Source organism: Enterobacter sp. 01-M-03-SI-ECC (assembly GCF_047530215.1).
Taxonomy (GTDB): domain Bacteria; phylum Pseudomonadota; class Gammaproteobacteria; order Enterobacterales; family Enterobacteriaceae; genus Enterobacter; species Enterobacter chengduensis.
Genome location: NZ_JBLKDA010000014.1, coordinates 71,487 through 86,109, shown reverse-complemented (window position 1 = coordinate 86,109; position 14,623 = coordinate 71,487). Strand labels below are relative to the sequence as shown.

15 protein-coding genes are annotated in these 14,623 nt (G+C 57.6%); 3 read left to right on the top strand and 12 right to left on the bottom strand.

The genetic code is table 11. The features are described 5' to 3' along the window. The first annotated feature begins 101 nt into the window (after nucleotides 1-101). Both cysG and ACMWKK_RS14215 read left to right on the top strand, forming a co-directional pair. Nucleotides 102-1,475 (top strand): siroheme synthase CysG, encoded by a 1,374-nt coding sequence (gene cysG / locus ACMWKK_RS14220; RefSeq protein ID WP_112779975.1) that lies wholly within the window; start codon nucleotides 102-104, stop codon nucleotides 1,473-1,475. A gap of 143 nt (nucleotides 1,476-1,618) precedes the next feature. Further along, the gene (locus ACMWKK_RS14215) at nucleotides 1,619-1,789 is read left to right on the top strand and encodes a YhfL family protein (RefSeq protein ID WP_008503029.1); all 171 of its coding nucleotides are present in this window, start codon (nucleotides 1,619-1,621) and stop codon (nucleotides 1,787-1,789) included. A 143-nt stretch (nucleotides 1,790-1,932) separates the two neighbouring features. Here the strand turns inward: ACMWKK_RS14215 and trpS are convergent, their stop codons facing one another. From trpS to pilM, 12 genes are all read right to left on the bottom strand, one after another. Then, nucleotides 1,933-2,937 (bottom strand): tryptophan--tRNA ligase, encoded by a 1,005-nt coding sequence (trpS, locus tag ACMWKK_RS14210; protein ID WP_045330479.1) that lies wholly within the window; start codon nucleotides 2,935-2,937, stop codon nucleotides 1,933-1,935. Continuing rightward, nucleotides 2,930-3,691, bottom strand: a complete 762-nt coding sequence (gene gph, locus ACMWKK_RS14205) for a phosphoglycolate phosphatase (RefSeq protein WP_112779974.1) — start codon at nucleotides 3,689-3,691, stop codon at nucleotides 2,930-2,932. Before gph ends, trpS begins: the two co-directional genes overlap by 8 nt. Next, the gene (rpe, locus tag ACMWKK_RS14200) at nucleotides 3,684-4,361 is read right to left on the bottom strand and encodes a ribulose-phosphate 3-epimerase (protein ID WP_032644564.1); all 678 of its coding nucleotides are present in this window, start codon (nucleotides 4,359-4,361) and stop codon (nucleotides 3,684-3,686) included. Before rpe ends, gph begins: the two co-directional genes overlap by 8 nt. A 41-nt stretch (nucleotides 4,362-4,402) precedes the next feature. Continuing rightward, nucleotides 4,403-5,215, bottom strand: a complete 813-nt coding sequence (gene dam / locus ACMWKK_RS14195) for an adenine-specific DNA-methyltransferase (protein WP_112779973.1) — start codon at nucleotides 5,213-5,215, stop codon at nucleotides 4,403-4,405. Nucleotides 5,216-5,282: 67 nt separating this feature from the next. Then, nucleotides 5,283-6,596 carry a cell division protein DamX gene (damX, locus tag ACMWKK_RS14190; protein WP_112779972.1) on the bottom strand — a complete coding sequence of 438 codons (1,314 nt, stop codon included), beginning with the start codon at nucleotides 6,594-6,596 and terminating at the stop codon, nucleotides 5,283-5,285. Nucleotides 6,597-6,688: 92 nt separating this feature from the next. Beyond that, a complete protein-coding gene (gene aroB, locus ACMWKK_RS14185) occupies nucleotides 6,689-7,777 on the bottom strand; it encodes a 3-dehydroquinate synthase (protein ID WP_112779971.1) in 1,089 nt (362 codons plus the stop codon). 57 nt (nucleotides 7,778-7,834) lie between these two features. After that, nucleotides 7,835-8,356, bottom strand: coding sequence for a shikimate kinase AroK (aroK, locus tag ACMWKK_RS14180; RefSeq protein WP_003861630.1), 522 nt, complete (start codon nucleotides 8,354-8,356; stop codon nucleotides 7,835-7,837). 286 nt (nucleotides 8,357-8,642) lie between these two features. Continuing rightward, on the bottom strand, nucleotides 8,643-9,866 hold the full coding sequence (hofQ, locus tag ACMWKK_RS14175) for a DNA uptake porin HofQ (protein ID WP_236653061.1): 1,224 nt from the start codon (nucleotides 9,864-9,866) through the stop codon (nucleotides 8,643-8,645). After that, on the bottom strand, nucleotides 9,793-10,197 hold the full coding sequence (locus ACMWKK_RS14170) for a HofP DNA utilization family protein (RefSeq protein ID WP_112779969.1): 405 nt from the start codon (nucleotides 10,195-10,197) through the stop codon (nucleotides 9,793-9,795). The genes hofQ and ACMWKK_RS14170 overlap by 74 nt, the downstream gene beginning before the upstream one ends. After that, on the bottom strand, nucleotides 10,187-10,642 hold the full coding sequence (locus ACMWKK_RS14165; protein ID WP_112779968.1) for a HofO: 456 nt from the start codon (nucleotides 10,640-10,642) through the stop codon (nucleotides 10,187-10,189). The genes ACMWKK_RS14170 and ACMWKK_RS14165 overlap by 11 nt, the downstream gene beginning before the upstream one ends. Nucleotides 10,643-10,645: 3 nt before the next feature. Continuing rightward, nucleotides 10,646-11,140 (bottom strand): PilN domain-containing protein, encoded by a 495-nt coding sequence (locus tag ACMWKK_RS14160; protein WP_112779967.1) that lies wholly within the window; start codon nucleotides 11,138-11,140, stop codon nucleotides 10,646-10,648. Beyond that, nucleotides 11,128-11,913, bottom strand: coding sequence for a pilus assembly protein PilM (pilM, locus tag ACMWKK_RS14155; RefSeq protein ID WP_112779966.1), 786 nt, complete (start codon nucleotides 11,911-11,913; stop codon nucleotides 11,128-11,130). Before pilM ends, ACMWKK_RS14160 begins: the two co-directional genes overlap by 13 nt. 120 nt (nucleotides 11,914-12,033) lie before the next feature. Between pilM and mrcA the strand changes: the two genes are divergently transcribed. After that, nucleotides 12,034-14,586: a peptidoglycan glycosyltransferase/peptidoglycan DD-transpeptidase MrcA gene (mrcA, locus tag ACMWKK_RS14150; protein WP_112779965.1), complete on the top strand. Its 2,553-nt coding sequence runs from the start codon at nucleotides 12,034-12,036 to the stop codon at nucleotides 14,584-14,586. The last annotated feature ends 37 nt before the right edge of the window (nucleotides 14,587-14,623 follow it).

Below are 14,623 nucleotides of genomic sequence, written 5' to 3'. Positions count from 1 at the left end.
GCCCTTTTAGGGATAGCGGCAGGAAATTCGTATGTTCTGTACGATCCCTGCTGTTATCCTGACGTCAATTTTCCCCGCCATGAATGCTGTGAGGTAACGTCGTGGACCACCTGCCGATTTTCTGTCAATTACGCAACCGCGATTGCCTGCTCGTGGGCGGCGGCGATGTCGCTGAACGCAAAGCGCGCCTGCTGCTGGACGCGGGGGCCCGACTGACCGTCAACGCCCTCGACTTTGCCCCACAGTTTGAGGTCTGGGCTCAGCAAGGGATGCTCACGCTGGTTCAGAGAGAGTTTGACGAATCCCTGCTGGATGCCTGCTGGCTGACCATTGCCGCGACGGATGACGATGCGGTGAACCAGCGCGTGAGCGATGCCTGCGAAGCGCGCCGCATCTTCTGCAACGTGGTGGATGCGCCGAAAGAGGCCAGCTTTATCATGCCGTCGATTATCGACCGTTCGCCGCTGATGATTGCAGTATCGTCCGGCGGTCGCTCGCCGGTTCTCGCCCGGCTGCTGCGGGAAAAACTGGAAGCCCTGTTGCCCCAGCATCTCGGTCAGATCGCCCATTACGCCGGGCAGCTCCGTTCACGCGTGAAGCAAACCTTCGCGACCGTGGGAGAACGCCGCCGCTTCTGGGAAAAATTCTTCGTGAACGACAGGCTGGCGCAGTCGCTGGCGAACCAGGACACCAAAGCCGTTGAAGAGACCACTGAGCAGCTGCTGAGCGAACCGCTGGACCATCGCGGTGAAGTGGTGCTGGTCGGCGCAGGTCCCGGCGATGCGGGTTTGCTGACGCTGAAAGGGCTACAGCAGATCCAGCAGGCGGATATCGTGGTTTACGATCGTCTGGTCTCCGATGACATTATGAACCTGGTACGTCGCGACGCCGACCGCGTGTTCGTTGGAAAACGAGCGGGCTACCACTGCGTGCCGCAGGAGGAGATTAACCAGATCCTGCTGCGCGAGGCGCAGAAAGGCAAGCGCGTGGTGCGCCTCAAGGGTGGCGATCCGTTTATCTTTGGTCGCGGCGGCGAGGAGCTGGAAACCCTGTGCAGCGCAGGTATTCCGTTCTCCGTGGTGCCGGGCATTACGGCGGCGTCCGGTTGCTCAGCCTACTCTGGCATTCCGCTGACCCACCGGGATTACGCCCAGAGCGTTCGTCTGGTAACGGGTCACCTCAAAACCGGCTGCGAGCTGGACTGGCATAACCTGGCCGCCGAAAAGCAGACGCTGGTGTTCTATATGGGGCTGAATCAGGCCGCTACCATTCAGGCGAAGCTGCTGGAGCACGGCATGGAGGCAGATATGCCCGTCGCGCTGATTGAAAACGGTACCGCCATTACGCAGCGCGTGGTGGATGGCGTGCTGACGCAGTTAGGCGAACTGGCGCAGCAGGTAGAAAGCCCGGCGCTGATCGTGGTAGGTCGCGTGGTTGAACTGCGCGAGAAGCTGAACTGGTTCTCCAGCCACTAACACATATTCCCCCTTCTTTGAGTAGTCCTTAAGCGGACTACTCCCCTATAACAGCTACCGATAACATACCGCCCCGAAGTGGAACTTTTCCCTTTATTCCCTTGAGTTACATCCAATTTTCGTTTTTAAGACAAGGAATGCGTATGTTCAAACTGGCAAAAGCCGCCGTTCTGGTTGGCCTGTTATCCACTCTGACGGCCTGCACCGGTCACGTACAGAACACCAAAAATAACTGCAGCTACGATTACCTGCTGCACCCGGCGATCTCCATTTCGAAGATCATCGGCGGTTGCGGCCCGGCGGCGCAGCAGTAAGCGTTTTTCAGGCGTAAAAAAACCGGGGTTTCCCGGTTTTTTTGTTTGTGCGGTGCGGTTTATTGTCGGGTGGCGCTGACGCTTACCCGACCTACACGGTCCCGTAGGCCGGGTAAGGCGGAGCCGCCACCCGGCAAGCTGACTCAAGGTTTCGCGACAAACCCAATCGCTTCGTATACCGCTTTCAGGGTTTCGGACGCGCGCGCGCTGGCTTTTTCCGCGCCGTCTCTCATCACCTTCTGCAGGAAAGCTTCGTCGTTACGGTAGCGGTGATAACGCTCCTGCAGCTCGGTCAGCATGCCGGAAACGGCGTCTGCCACTTCACCTTTCAGGTGGCCGTACATCTTGCCTTCGAAGTGCTGTTCCAGCTCAGGAATGCTCTGGCCGGTCACGCCGGAGAGGATATCCAGCAGGTTGGAGACGCCCGCTTTGTTCTGCACGTCGTAGCGCACAACCGGTGGCTCGTCGGAGTCGGTGACCGCGCGCTTGAGCTTTTTAACCACCGATTTCGGATCTTCCAGCAGGCCGATAACGTTGTTGCGGTTATCGTCAGACTTGGACATCTTCTTGGTCGGCTCCAGCAGCGACATCACGCGTGCGCCCGATTTCGGAATAAACGGCTCAGGCACTTTAAACACCTCGCCGTAAAGCGCGTTAAAGCGCTGGGCGATATCGCGGCTCAGCTCCAGATGCTGTTTCTGGTCTTCGCCGACAGGAACCTGGTTGGTCTGGTACAGCAGAATGTCTGCCGCCATCAGCACCGGATAGTCAAACAGACCGGCGTTGATGTTTTCAGAGTAGCGCGCGGATTTATCTTTGAACTGGGTCATGCGGCTCAGCTCGCCGAAATAGGTGTAGCAGTTCAGCGCCCAGCCCAGCTGCGCGTGCTCCGGCACGTGAGACTGAACGAAGATGGTGCTCTTCTCGGGATCGATGCCGCAGGCCAGGTACAGCGCCAGCGTGTCGAGAGTGGCTTTGCGCAGCTTCTCAGGATCCTGACGCGCGGTAATCGCGTGGAGATCGACGATGCAGTAAATGCAATGGTAGTCATCCTGCATGCTGACCCACTGACGTAACGCACCCATGTAGTTACCAATGGTCAATTCACCTGAAGGCTGTGCGCCACTAAAAACGATGGGCTTAGTCATGATTCAATTCCTGATGTTCACTGTGCGAAAGCCCGAGTGCGGGCAACAAATCTCTGAAGTGGTCGAAGACCACGTCCGGCTCACTAAGGGTGATGGACTCACCATAGTTATAGCCATAGGTTAACCCCACGGAAGGACATCCTGCCGCGCGGGCAGCCAGAATATCATTGCGGGAATCGCCGACAAAGAGCAGCTCCGCAGGCGTTAAGGATAATTTTCCTGCCACCAGCAGCAGCGGTTCCGGATGCGGCTTTTTGTTCTGCACGTCATCGCCGCCCACGATTACGGAAAAATACTTCGCGATATCGAGCGCTTCCAGCAGAGGCGCAACGAACGGCGTGGGCTTGTTGGTCACCAGACCCAGCGGGATGCCTTTGGCGTGCAGCGCGCTCAGCGTTTCCTGAACGTCCGGGAACAGGAAACTGCCCTCCTCGACGGTCTCTTCATAGAAACGATCGAACAGCTTGCGCAGAATACGCAGCTGCTCATCCTGCGGGATGTCGGCGTGATCGACGCTCGGTTTACCCTGCGCGGAGCGCTGGGACGCGCGCTCCTGACGTGCCCACGTTAACGCGCGCTCCATCAGAACGTCGGCGCCGTTGCCAATCCACGTTACCACGCGCTCTTCACCCGCAACGGGAAGTTCAAGCGCGTACAGCGCCTGGTCGACGGCGCTCGTTAAGCCCGGCGCGCTGTCGACCAGCGTGCCGTCGAGGTCGAACGCCACACCCCGAATTGCCTGCAATTTATCCATGACTTACCTTCGCCAGCTCGCGGCGCATTTCATCAATGACTTTTTTGTAATCCGGTTGGTCGAAAATGGCTGAACCGGCAACGAACATATCCGCGCCTGCCGCCGCAATTTCACCAATGTTATTCACTTTCACACCGCCGTCCACTTCCAGACGAATATCGTAGCCAGACTCATCAATACGACGGCGCACTTCACGCAGCTTGTCCAGCGTGTGGGGAATGAACGACTGTCCACCAAAGCCTGGGTTAACGGACATCAGCAGGATCACGTCCAGCTTGTCCATAACATGGTCGAGATAGCTCAGCGGCGTGGCCGGGTTAAACACCAGACCCGCCTTACAGCCGTTCTCTTTGATCAGCTGCAGCGTGCGGTCCACGTGTTCGGAGGCTTCCGGATGGAAAGTGATGATGCTGGCACCCGCCGCGGCGAAGTCAGGCACGATGCGATCAACCGGCTTGACCATCAGATGCACGTCGATCGGGGCGGTAATGCCGTAGTTACGCAGCGCCTTGAGCACCATCGGACCGATGGTCAGGTTAGGAACGTAGTGGTTATCCATCACGTCGAAATGGACGACATCTGCGCCAGCCGCCAGTGCGTTAGCCGTGTCTTCACCCAGGCGGGCAAAATCGGCCGACAGAATTGAGGGAGCAATCAAAAACTGTTTCATCCGCTTCTCCTTGAAATGTGTTTACCGGCGGGCAAAACGGCTCAGGGGCGATAAAGAGCCAGGAGTTCGTCCACCTTTTTACGTGTGCCGCCGTTGCTGCTGATGCTACGCCGCACTTTGACCTGAAAATGCTTCGCGGCTTTGTACCATTCGCGCGTATCAGGCGTGTCGTGATTCGAAATTAACACCGGAATTCTTTTGCTGACCAGCTTTTCCGCCATCTCCGCCAGACGTGCCTGTTCGGCAGGGCTGAAGCTGTTGGTGTGATAAGCGGTGAAATTCGCCGTCGCCGACAAGGGGGCGTAAGGCGGGTCGCAGTAAACCACCGAGTTTACGCCTGCCAGTTCCATACACTCTTCGTAGGAGAGGCAATGAAACTCTGCGCGCTGTGCTTTTTCGGCAAAGTGATACAGCTCGTCCTGTGGGAAATACGGGCGCTTATAGCGGCCAAAAGGCACGTTAAATTCCCCACGCAGATTATACCGGCACAGGCCGTTGTAACCATGCCGGTTGAGATAGAGGAACAGCAGCGCGCGGCGGAACGGATCCTGACTCTGGTTAAACTCCGTGCGGAACTGGTAGTAAACGTCCGGGTTATTGGTCTCGGGCGTGAACAGTTCGCGCGCCTCGGCGACATACTCGTCGGTACGCAGCTTAACGATGTTATAGAGGCTGATAAGGTCGCTGTTGATATCCGCCAGGATATAACGAGAAAAATCGGTGTTGAGGAACACCGATCCTGCACCCACGAAAGGTTCGATAAGACACTCGCCCTCAGGCAGGTGCTTTTTAATATCATCGAGCAGGGGGTATTTCCCCCCTGCCCATTTCAGAAAAGCGCGATTTTTTTTCATGCTGACTAACTGATTACACCTTCTCCGGCTGTGGAGAAAGCTCCGACAGCATCCTGCGCTTTAAACATTACTTCAGATCGGCCTGAACCTGATGAATCGGTTTCGCCCACGGGTTTTTCGCCTGAACGTCAGCTGGCAGCGCCGCGACGGCACGTTTTGCTTCATCTTTAGACGAATAAACACCGCTTACCAGCACATACCACGGTTGACCGTTACGGGTCGTCTGATAAACAACGTAGTTTTTCAGATTTGATTTCTTCGCCCAGCTGTTGAGGTTGTCATAGTTAGACGAACTGCTCAGCTGCAGCGTGTAGTTGCTGGATGGCGCAGATTTCAGCGAGCCGACGTTACCGGCCGTTTTACCTTCTGCACTGCTGGAGGCGGTTGCGGTTGCCGTCGCAGCAGGCGCCGCGGTAGCAGCCGGTGCTGTAGTGGTCGCCGTTGCTTTCGGCGCAGTCTGCGTGACGGGCGCTTTAGCAGGTTCGCTCACCGCAGCCGTTTCAGTGTGTTTCGGCTGCGCCGGAACGGATTTCACTTCAGGCGCTTTTACCACTGCCTGAGGTTTGGCTTCACGCTTAGGCTCAATCACCGCCTGCTTACGTTCAGGACGCGTTGCAGTTTGCGTCTGACGCGGTTTGGTTTCCGTTGCAGTCGTAGCCGTTTGTGGCTGAGCGTTACCGCCGCGAATCGGGGCAACGGTTGCCGGTTCAGTTGGCAGCGTGGAGTTCACCGCAACGTTATCAACCTGCTGCTGGTTCTGCGGCTGCGTCAGCGCATTGTTCAGGTCTCCCTGAACTTCTACGCGCTGCTGGCCTTCAGGCGAGGCGGGTGCCTGACCCTGCGCAGGGGTTGAAGAAACAGGCGGCAGAGAAACATCCTGCGGCGCTGTGGTGTTACCCGCGGTCTGCTCTGCGGAAGTCGCACCCGGTGCTGGCTGTGCGCCATTCGCCTGATTGGAAGCATCGTTACCTGACAGGTTGATGCTCTTCTCAGCGGAAGCGGATTGCTCGGTTGAATTCGTTGACGGTGCTTTCAGCGCGGAGCCAATGCCGACAATCAGCAGCACAAGCACCAGAACGCCCAGGCCCATCATAATATACTGGCGGGAAGCCGGTTTTGGCGCAGCGGCTTTTTTACGTTTACGCGGGCGACGCTCTACAGGCTGTTCGTCCATTGAATCTTCTTCGGACTCATAATCCTCTTCTGCACGCTCTTCGTGCGCGTTGCGGCTGCGCGAAGGACGACGATCGTCTGCATCCAGATCAACATCGTCAAAGTTGATCTGCGGCTCGTTATCACGTTCTGAAGATTGACGAGAACGACCAGTGCGACGATCGCTGGGATCGGGTTTCAGCTCGTCTTCTGGTTTGAATTCATCCATTTAACACCCCACTCAAAGGCTTATGCTAACGACTTTGCATTTCACCTGAAGCTAAACGACCACCTGCGACAGTGGCCTGACCTTTCTAGTTGTTACGCCTGCTGACAATCAGCGATAGCGCCAAGAACGACATCGTGCGGCACTCCGCCGCGCACTTCACTCTTCCCTATTGCAAGCGGGAGTACAAGACGCATCTCACCTGCCAATACTTTTTTATCGCGCATCATGTGGGGTAAATACGCTTGCGCCGACATCTCCTGCGGCCCGGTCACCGGCAAACCTGCACGCTCAAGCAGCGCAATGATACGTGCCGTCTCTTCCGGGCTAAACTGGCCCAGACGTTCAGAGGTGCGGGCAGCCATCACCATACCGGCCGCGACGGCTTCGCCGTGCAGCCAGTTACCGTAGCCCATTTCAGCTTCAATGGCGTGACCAAACGTATGCCCAAGATTCAGTAAAGCACGTAAGCCCGTTTCACGCTCGTCTGCGGCGACAACTTCTGCTTTCAGCTCACAGCAACGACGAATGCAGTATGCCAGTTTAGCCTCGTCCAGGCGCAACAGCGCATCCATATTCTCTTCAAGCCAGCTAAAGAACTCGCCATCCAGAATAATGCCGTATTTGATCACTTCCGCCAGACCGGAAGCCATCTCGCGCTTCGGCAGGGTTTTCAGACAGTCGAGATCCACCACCACCGATGCGGGCTGGTAGAACGCGCCAATCATGTTTTTGCCGAGCGGATGGTTGACTGCCGTTTTGCCACCGACAGAGGAGTCGACCTGGGACAACAACGTGGTCGGGATTTGAATAAAACGAACGCCACGCTGATAGCTTGCGGCCGCAAAGCCGGTCAGATCGCCCACAACACCGCCGCCCAGGGCAAGCAGTGTTGTATCGCGACCATGCGGTTTTTGCAGCAATGCGGTAAAGACGGTATCCAGTACCGTCAGGCTTTTATACTGCTCGCCATCGGGGAGAATCACACTGTCGACTTTTACGCCCGCCTGCTCAAGCAGGTGGCGTACGCGGTCGAGATAAAGCGGAGCCAGCGTCTCGTTGGTGACCAGCATCGCCCGATCACCCGCTTTCAGTGGTAAAAAGGAAGCTGGGTCGTTAAACAAACCAGCCGCGATGGTGATAGGGTAACTACGTTCCCCGAGAGTAACTGTAATCCTCTCCATGACGCGACATCCACCTTTAATGCTTTTACCCGCAGGCGATTGTATATAAAGTCAGAATCAGTTGCTTTCCAGCATATGAATAATCTGGTTTGCAACCACTTTAGCGCTCTGGTCGTCAGTACGAATGGTCACATCAGCAATCTCTTCATACAGCGGATTGCGTTCATCGGCCAACGCTTCCAGAACTTCGCGTGGTGGCGTTTCAACCTGCAGCAGCGGGCGCTTTTTATCGCGCTGCGTACGTGCCAGCTGTTTCTCGATGGTCGTCTCAAGATAGACCACTACGCCACGGGCGGAGAGACGGTTGCGGGTTTCGCGAGATTTCACAGAGCCGCCGCCTGTTGCCAGAACGATGCCCTGTTTTTCCGTGAGTTCGTTGATCACTTTTTCTTCTCGGTCACGGAAACCTTCTTCGCCTTCTACGTCGAAAACCCAGCCCACATCAGCTCCGGTTCGTTTCTCAATCTCTTGATCAGAATCGTAAAATTCCATATTGAGTTGTTGAGCTAACTGACGCCCAATAGTGCTTTTGCCGGCACCCATAGGCCCAACCAGAAAGATATTGCGTTTCTCTGCCATTTTATCGGTACTACTAAGACTATTCGTTAATGGTAATCCCCGCTTCGCAGACACCCAGCGTAGCAGGACATGAACTGAAACCTCATATGCAATAGAGCGAGAGTCAGACTAAAAATTATCTCAATACTCCGGCTTGTTTGGCAACTGATTAAATCACCGCGCCGGACGCATAAGGTAATAAGACGTCAGTCCAACTCAAATCGGTACTCCTTGTATGCTAATTCATGCCCCACGTCAAACATCTGCAACAAACTGAATGCAAAATCATTGCGGGGATCGTCACCCGTCAGCGAATACCCACCAGGCGTGGCGTGATAAATACCACTAACTCGCGCCGTTCGTTGTCCCTCCCGTCGTGGCGAAAAAGCTGCCCAAGCCAGGGGATTTTTCCCAGTCCCGGCACGCTGTCGCTGCCGGTTTTGTTCTTCTGCGAAAAAATTCCGCCTAACGCCAGCGTTTCTCCACTTTTTACCTCCACCTGGGTTTCTATCTCCTGCTTGTCGATCGCCAGCGTTTCGCCGTCAGCCTGCTGCAGAACCTGTCCCGGCATATTTTCGCTGATGTGTAACTTCAGACGCACGCGGCCACCGGGCAAGACAACAGGCGTGACCTCCATCCCCAATACCGCCTCTTTAAACTCAACGGAGGTTGCCCCGCTCTCACCGCTTGACACCTGATACGGGATTTCACTCCCCTGCTTAATGCTGGCCGGCTGCATATGCGAGGCCAGCAGCCGCGGGCTGGCGATGATATCGACCTGCTGTTTTTGCTCCAGCGCAGAGAGCTCCAGATCCAGCAGCCGTCCATTGATCCGCCCGATATTAAAACCTACGTGGCTGGTGGCATTCGCCACGGAAAGATCGCTGCCGAGCGTCGTGAGCTGTCCAACCTTGCCCGCGTCGGTAGCGTCAGCGAGACTCCACTTCACTCCCAGCTCGCGCAGGCTTTTTTCATTAATGGTCACAATATGCGCCGCCAGCTCGACCTGTTCGACCGGAATATCCATCTGAACGGCCCAGCGCTGCAGCGTATCCACTACCGTCTGGTTATCCCGAATCAGCAGCCGGTTGGTGCGTTTATCGACAGATAAGCTCCCCTTTGGGCTCAGGAGCTTTTCCGCGGCTTTTTGCAACTCTCCGGCGTCGGCATAAGAAAAAGGGATACCCTGTGACACCAGCGGCGCATCGAGCTGTCGGCGCGACCGCTCCTGTTCTGCGCGTTCCTGCTGTTCACGCTGCCAGGCTGCGGTGTGCACGTAAAAAATCCCACCCTCTTCCCGTAAAACGAGGCCTGCGCTGGTCACCACCGTCTGTAGCGCCTGACGCCAGGGAACGCGCGTCAGGTTAAGCGAAATCGTGCCGCCGACATCAGGCGATACCACCAGATTACGGTTCTCCTGTGCAACCAGGCTTTGCAGCACCTGGACGACGGGAACGTCATCCACCACCAGCGTGACCGGTTTTGGCGCGGCGGCCCACAGCGGATGGCTGAACGCCAGTAGCCACAGCATTATCCGTAGATTCATTCTTTTTCGTTCCTTCTCGTTGCCACGTCCATATTCCTGGTTCACATGTATCACCCACGTCAACAACCAGTTCCGCTTCATTGATGTCTGTTATCGTCCAGCCCGCCGGGAAGCGCTCATGCGTTTTCAGCCGGTGCCAGCGCTTTTGTCCATCCTGTAAAATGCCGGTAGCCTGCTGTCCTGCCACCATGCCGCGATAGCGCCACTGGGCCAGCTCGCGGATGGCACAAGGATCGTCCGGCGGGCGAAAAGGGTCGCGCATGCCGGTCAATAGCAGCGCTGAACAAACCAGCAGATATCGCGCGCTATTTCGCATGTTCCAGCTCCAGGCGCAGGCGCAACGCTTTATCTTGTGGCGCAATCGCGAAGGCGGCGATCTGCACATCCCGCTGCGCCAGCCGGGAAAAAAGCGCCGGGAGTGCTTCCCACTCCAGATCCAGCATCAGTTCCCCTCCGTTCTGCTGCGGCTTCCAGTGAACCAGCGTCGCGTCAGCGCCCTGAAAATCGAGCGGGGAAAAGGGCATGAGCACCCGTGCTTCTGCCGTTTCTGAACGAAACGGCAGCTTTCTGACGGCTGGCCATAACGCTTCGTTAGCCCTGACGCTCTCCATCAGCAGGCGCTGTCGCTCAGCGCATAACCTGTCTACCGGCCTGAGCAAGGCGCCCCACGCGGCCAGCCCTGCCAGAAAGCTCCCCAGACACCACAACAGCACCCGCCCCCAGGGGCGGCTTTCGCACCAGCGTTCTAACAGTTCATCCACGCGCTACTCCTCGCTTTTAAGATGAAGAGTGAACATCCAGCGTCCCTGGCCGTCCTGCCGAAGCTCACCCGCCGTCCCCAGGGTAAAACCCGCTATTTGGCCAAGCGCATCGCGCAGGGCAGTCAGGGCCGGCAGGGTGATGGCATACCCGGTCAATATCAGCGCAGGCGGCTGATAGCGCAGCTCTGTCAGCCAGACCTGAGAAGGTATGGCGGCGGAGAGGGAGGCCAGCACGGGCTGCCACGCGCGTTGATAACGCGCCTGGGCAGGCATCGGCGCTGGTGCGGCGAGTTGCTGCCGGGAGAGGAGCGCATGCTGCACGGACTGCGCTGCCGTCAGATCCGCCTGCAGCGCCTGGAGCCTCACGAGATGGTGCATCCGCAGACCGAAAATAGCCGCGAGCGTCAACAGCACGGTGCCGACCCAGAGTGCGCCCCAGAAACGCAGGCACCGCGCGCGCCGCTGCTGTCGCCAGGGCAGAAAGTTCATGATGCGCATCCGGGCACCTCGCTCATGGCCAACGCCAGCGCAACGGTATAATCCGCCCCGCATTCCGGCAGCGGAGCGTGGCAGCGTGGCAGAATGCCCCACGGCTCACGTTGGCCATCAAACAGCGCAACGTCATCCGCCCGCAGAGCCAGCCGTGCTGCGAGGTCAGCCACATTTTCTACTTCGGTAGTCAAGCGGCGCCCCCACTGGTGGCGCATCGCCCACAGCCACTGGCGATCGTCCCGCCAGGCGACGCACTGCGCCGGTGCCAGCGCGGGCAGAAGATTCGCCAGCGCGCCGGCATCCGGCGTAATGGTCACCAGCCGCAAACGCAGCGTTTTCGCTAGCGCCAGAAGGGTGTCGACCTCGTTGTTTTGTGCCGCCGTTACGTGAACGCTATTGCTGAACGTATCCTGCGCGTAATCGAAGCAGAGCGTATCGGCAGACATCTCCAGGTCGCGCGCGAGCGCGGCACCAAGCCATGAGAGCTGTTCGCTGTCGCGCAGCGCAACGGCCGGGCGGGGAAGCGACCGTTGCAGAGTCCGTGCCGCCGGGAACGAGAGAAACACCCGGTGATTGTGCGGCAGCGTTTTCCGCCAGTCGCGTAACGCATCAACCAGCCGTTCTGGCTGACAAATTTTGCCGTCACGAATGACGCCTTCGGCCAGAGGGATCGTCCACCAGCGGCGCAAGCACCAGCCGGACTTCTCCCGGGTCAACGCGACGATCCGCACCCTATCCTGTTGAATATGAACGCCCGTTTGCCATGTTTTGAAAGCCATGCTTCACGATCTCCTTATCGCCCGTCTCCTTGACGGCTATATCAATGAATCAGGCTTGCCTTTATACTACTGCGCGATTGTTTAGAAACTGCCCAAGTAAAACCAAATGGGAAATCTCCGGTGAAGTTCGTAAAGTATTTATTCATCCTTGCAGTCTGTTGCATTCTGCTGGGAGCAGGCTCGATTTACGGTTTGTACAAATATATTGAGCCACAGCTGCCTGATGTCGCCACGCTTCGCGATGTGCGCCTCCAGATCCCGATGCAGGTCTATAGCGCCGATGGCGAGCTGATGGCGCAGTATGGCGAGAAGCGTCGTATCCCGCTGACCTTAAACCAAATTCCACCCGTGATGGTGAAAGCCTTTATCGCCACGGAGGACAGCCGTTTTTACGAGCACCACGGTGTCGATCCGGTGGGGATTTTCCGTGCCGCAAGCATTGCGCTGTTCTCGGGCCACGCCTCCCAGGGGGCGAGTACCATTACGCAGCAGCTGGCGCGTAACTTCTTCCTTAGCCCTGAAAAGACGCTGATACGTAAGATCAAAGAGGTGTTTCTTGCGATCCGCATTGAGCAGCTGCTGAGCAAAGACGAAATCCTTGAGCTGTATCTCAACAAAATCTACCTGGGCTACCGCGCGTACGGCGTGGGGGCTGCCGCACAGGTCTACTTCGGTAAGCCTGTTGAACAACTCACCCTAAGCGAAATGGCGACCATCGCCGGCTTACCGAAAGCGCCGTCCACGTTTAACCCGCTCTACTCGCTCGATCGCGCCACCGCGCGTCGTAACGTCGTTCTGTCACGTATGCTGAGCGAAGGCTATATCAGCCAGAGCGAGTACGACCAGGCGCGTAGTGACGTCATTGACGCTAACTACCACGCCCCTGAAATCGCCTTTGCGTCTCCTTACCTGACCGAGATGGTTCGTCAGGAGATGGTGAATCGCTATGGCGACAAGGCCTATGAAGATGGCTATCGCGTGTACACCACCGTCACCCGCAAAGTCCAGCAGGCGGCGCAGGAAGCGGTGCGGAACAATGTGATGGACTACGATATGCGTCACGGCTATCGCGGCCCGTCAAACGTGCTGTGGAAAGTGGGTGAAAGCGCGTGGGACAGCAAAAAAATCATCAATAAGCTGAAGGCGCTGCCCACCTATGGGCCGCTCCTTCCAGCCGTGGTGACGCAGGCCGATCCTCAGGAAGCCGTGGCGACGCTCGCGGACGGTACCTCCGTCTCCCTGCGTATGGACGGTGTCCGCTGGGCGCGTCCGTACCGTTCGGATACCCTGCAGGGCGCCACGCCGCGTAAAGTGACCGATGCCGTACAGGCCGGGCAGCAAATTTGGGTGCGCAAGGTGGGGGAATCCTGGTGGCTGGCGCAGGTGCCGGACGTCAACTCGGCCCTCGTCTCTATCAACCCACAAAACGGCGCAATCCTGGCCCTGGTCGGCGGGTTTGATTTCAACCAGAGCAAATTTAACCGCGCCACCCAGGCGCTGCGTCAGGTTGGTTCCAATATCAAACCGTTCCTCTACACGGCCGCGATGGATAAGGGCTTGACCCTCGCCAGCATCCTTAACGACGTGCCAATCTCACGCTGGGATGCCGGTGCCGGTTCCGACTGGCAGCCGAAGAACTCCCCTGCGGAGTATGCCGGTCCTATTCGTCTCCGTCAGGGCCTGGGACAGTCGAAAAACGTGGTGATGGTGCGCGCCATGCGCGCAATGGGCGTCGACTATGCCGCAGAGTATCTGCAGCGCTTCGGTTTCCCGGCGCAGAACATCGTTCGCACCGAGTCGCTGGCGTTAGGCTCCGCTTCCTTTACGCCGCTTCAGGTTGCACGTGGCTACTCGGTAATGGCCAACGGCGGCTTCCTGATTGACCCGTACTTCATCAGCAAGATCGAAAACGATCAGGGCGGCGTGCTGTTCGAGGCGAAGCCGAAGATTGCCTGTCCTGACTGCGATATTCCGGTAATTTACGGCAATACGCCGAAATCCGACGTGCTTGAAAACAAGGACATGGAAGACCCAGCCGTATCTCAGGAGCAGCCAAACATCGTCGTGCCGCAGCCGCAGCTGGAGCAGGCTAACCCGTCGCTGGTCGCGCAGACCGGCGCGCCGGAGTATGCCCCGCATGTGATCAACACGCCGCTGTCGTTCCTGATCAAAAGCGCGCTGAACACCAACATCTTCGGTGAACCGGGCTGGCAGGGTACCGGCTGGCGTGCAGGGCGTGATTTACAGCGCCATGATATCGGCGGTAAAACGGGGACCACCAACAGTTCGAAAGATGCGTGGTTCTCCGGTTACGGGCCGGGCGTGGTGACATCGGTCTGGATCGGCTTCGACGATCACCGCCGCGACCTGGGCCGTACGACGGCCTCCGGTGCGATTAAAGATCAGATTTCCGGCTACGAAGGCGGCGCGAAGAGCGCACAGCCGGCCTGGGACGCCTATATGAAATCCGTTCTTCAAGGCGTGCCGGAGCAGCCGCTGACGCCACCGCCGGGCGTGGTGACGGTCAATATCGACCGCAGCACGGGCCAGCTTGCCAACGGCGGTAACAGTCGCGAAGAGTATTTCATCGAGGGCACCCAGCCAACCACGCAGGCGGTGCATGAGGTGGGTACAGAGATTATCGATAACGGCGAGACGCACGAGCTGTTCTAAGCATAAAAATGCCCGGTAAGAACCGGGCACAGAATCG

Excerpts from the sequence above, each read along its gene's own strand:
- ACMWKK_RS14215 (WP_008503029.1), top strand. The coding sequence starts at position 1,619 with ATGTTCAAACTGGCAAAAGCCGCCGTTCTGGTTGGCCTGTTATCCACT.
- trpS (WP_045330479.1), bottom strand. The coding sequence starts at position 2,937 with ATGACTAAGCCCATCGTTTTTAGTGGCGCACAGCCTTCAGGTGAATTG.
- gph (WP_112779974.1), bottom strand. The coding sequence starts at position 3,691 with ATGGATAAATTGCAGGCAATTCGGGGTGTGGCGTTCGACCTCGACGGC.
- rpe (WP_032644564.1), bottom strand. The coding sequence starts at position 4,361 with ATGAAACAGTTTTTGATTGCTCCCTCAATTCTGTCGGCCGATTTTGCC.
- dam (WP_112779973.1), bottom strand. The coding sequence starts at position 5,215 with ATGAAAAAAAATCGCGCTTTTCTGAAATGGGCAGGGGGGAAATACCCC.
- damX (WP_112779972.1), bottom strand. The coding sequence starts at position 6,596 with ATGGATGAATTCAAACCAGAAGACGAGCTGAAACCCGATCCCAGCGAT.
- aroB (WP_112779971.1), bottom strand. The coding sequence starts at position 7,777 with ATGGAGAGGATTACAGTTACTCTCGGGGAACGTAGTTACCCTATCACC.
- aroK (WP_003861630.1), bottom strand. The coding sequence starts at position 8,356 with ATGGCAGAGAAACGCAATATCTTTCTGGTTGGGCCTATGGGTGCCGGC.
- hofQ (WP_236653061.1), bottom strand. The coding sequence starts at position 9,866 with ATGCTGTGGCTACTGGCGTTCAGCCATCCGCTGTGGGCCGCCGCGCCA.
- ACMWKK_RS14170 (WP_112779969.1), bottom strand. The coding sequence starts at position 10,197 with ATGCGAAATAGCGCGCGATATCTGCTGGTTTGTTCAGCGCTGCTATTG.
- ACMWKK_RS14160 (WP_112779967.1), bottom strand. The coding sequence starts at position 11,140 with ATGCGCATCATGAACTTTCTGCCCTGGCGACAGCAGCGGCGCGCGCGG.
- pilM (WP_112779966.1), bottom strand. The coding sequence starts at position 11,913 with ATGGCTTTCAAAACATGGCAAACGGGCGTTCATATTCAACAGGATAGG.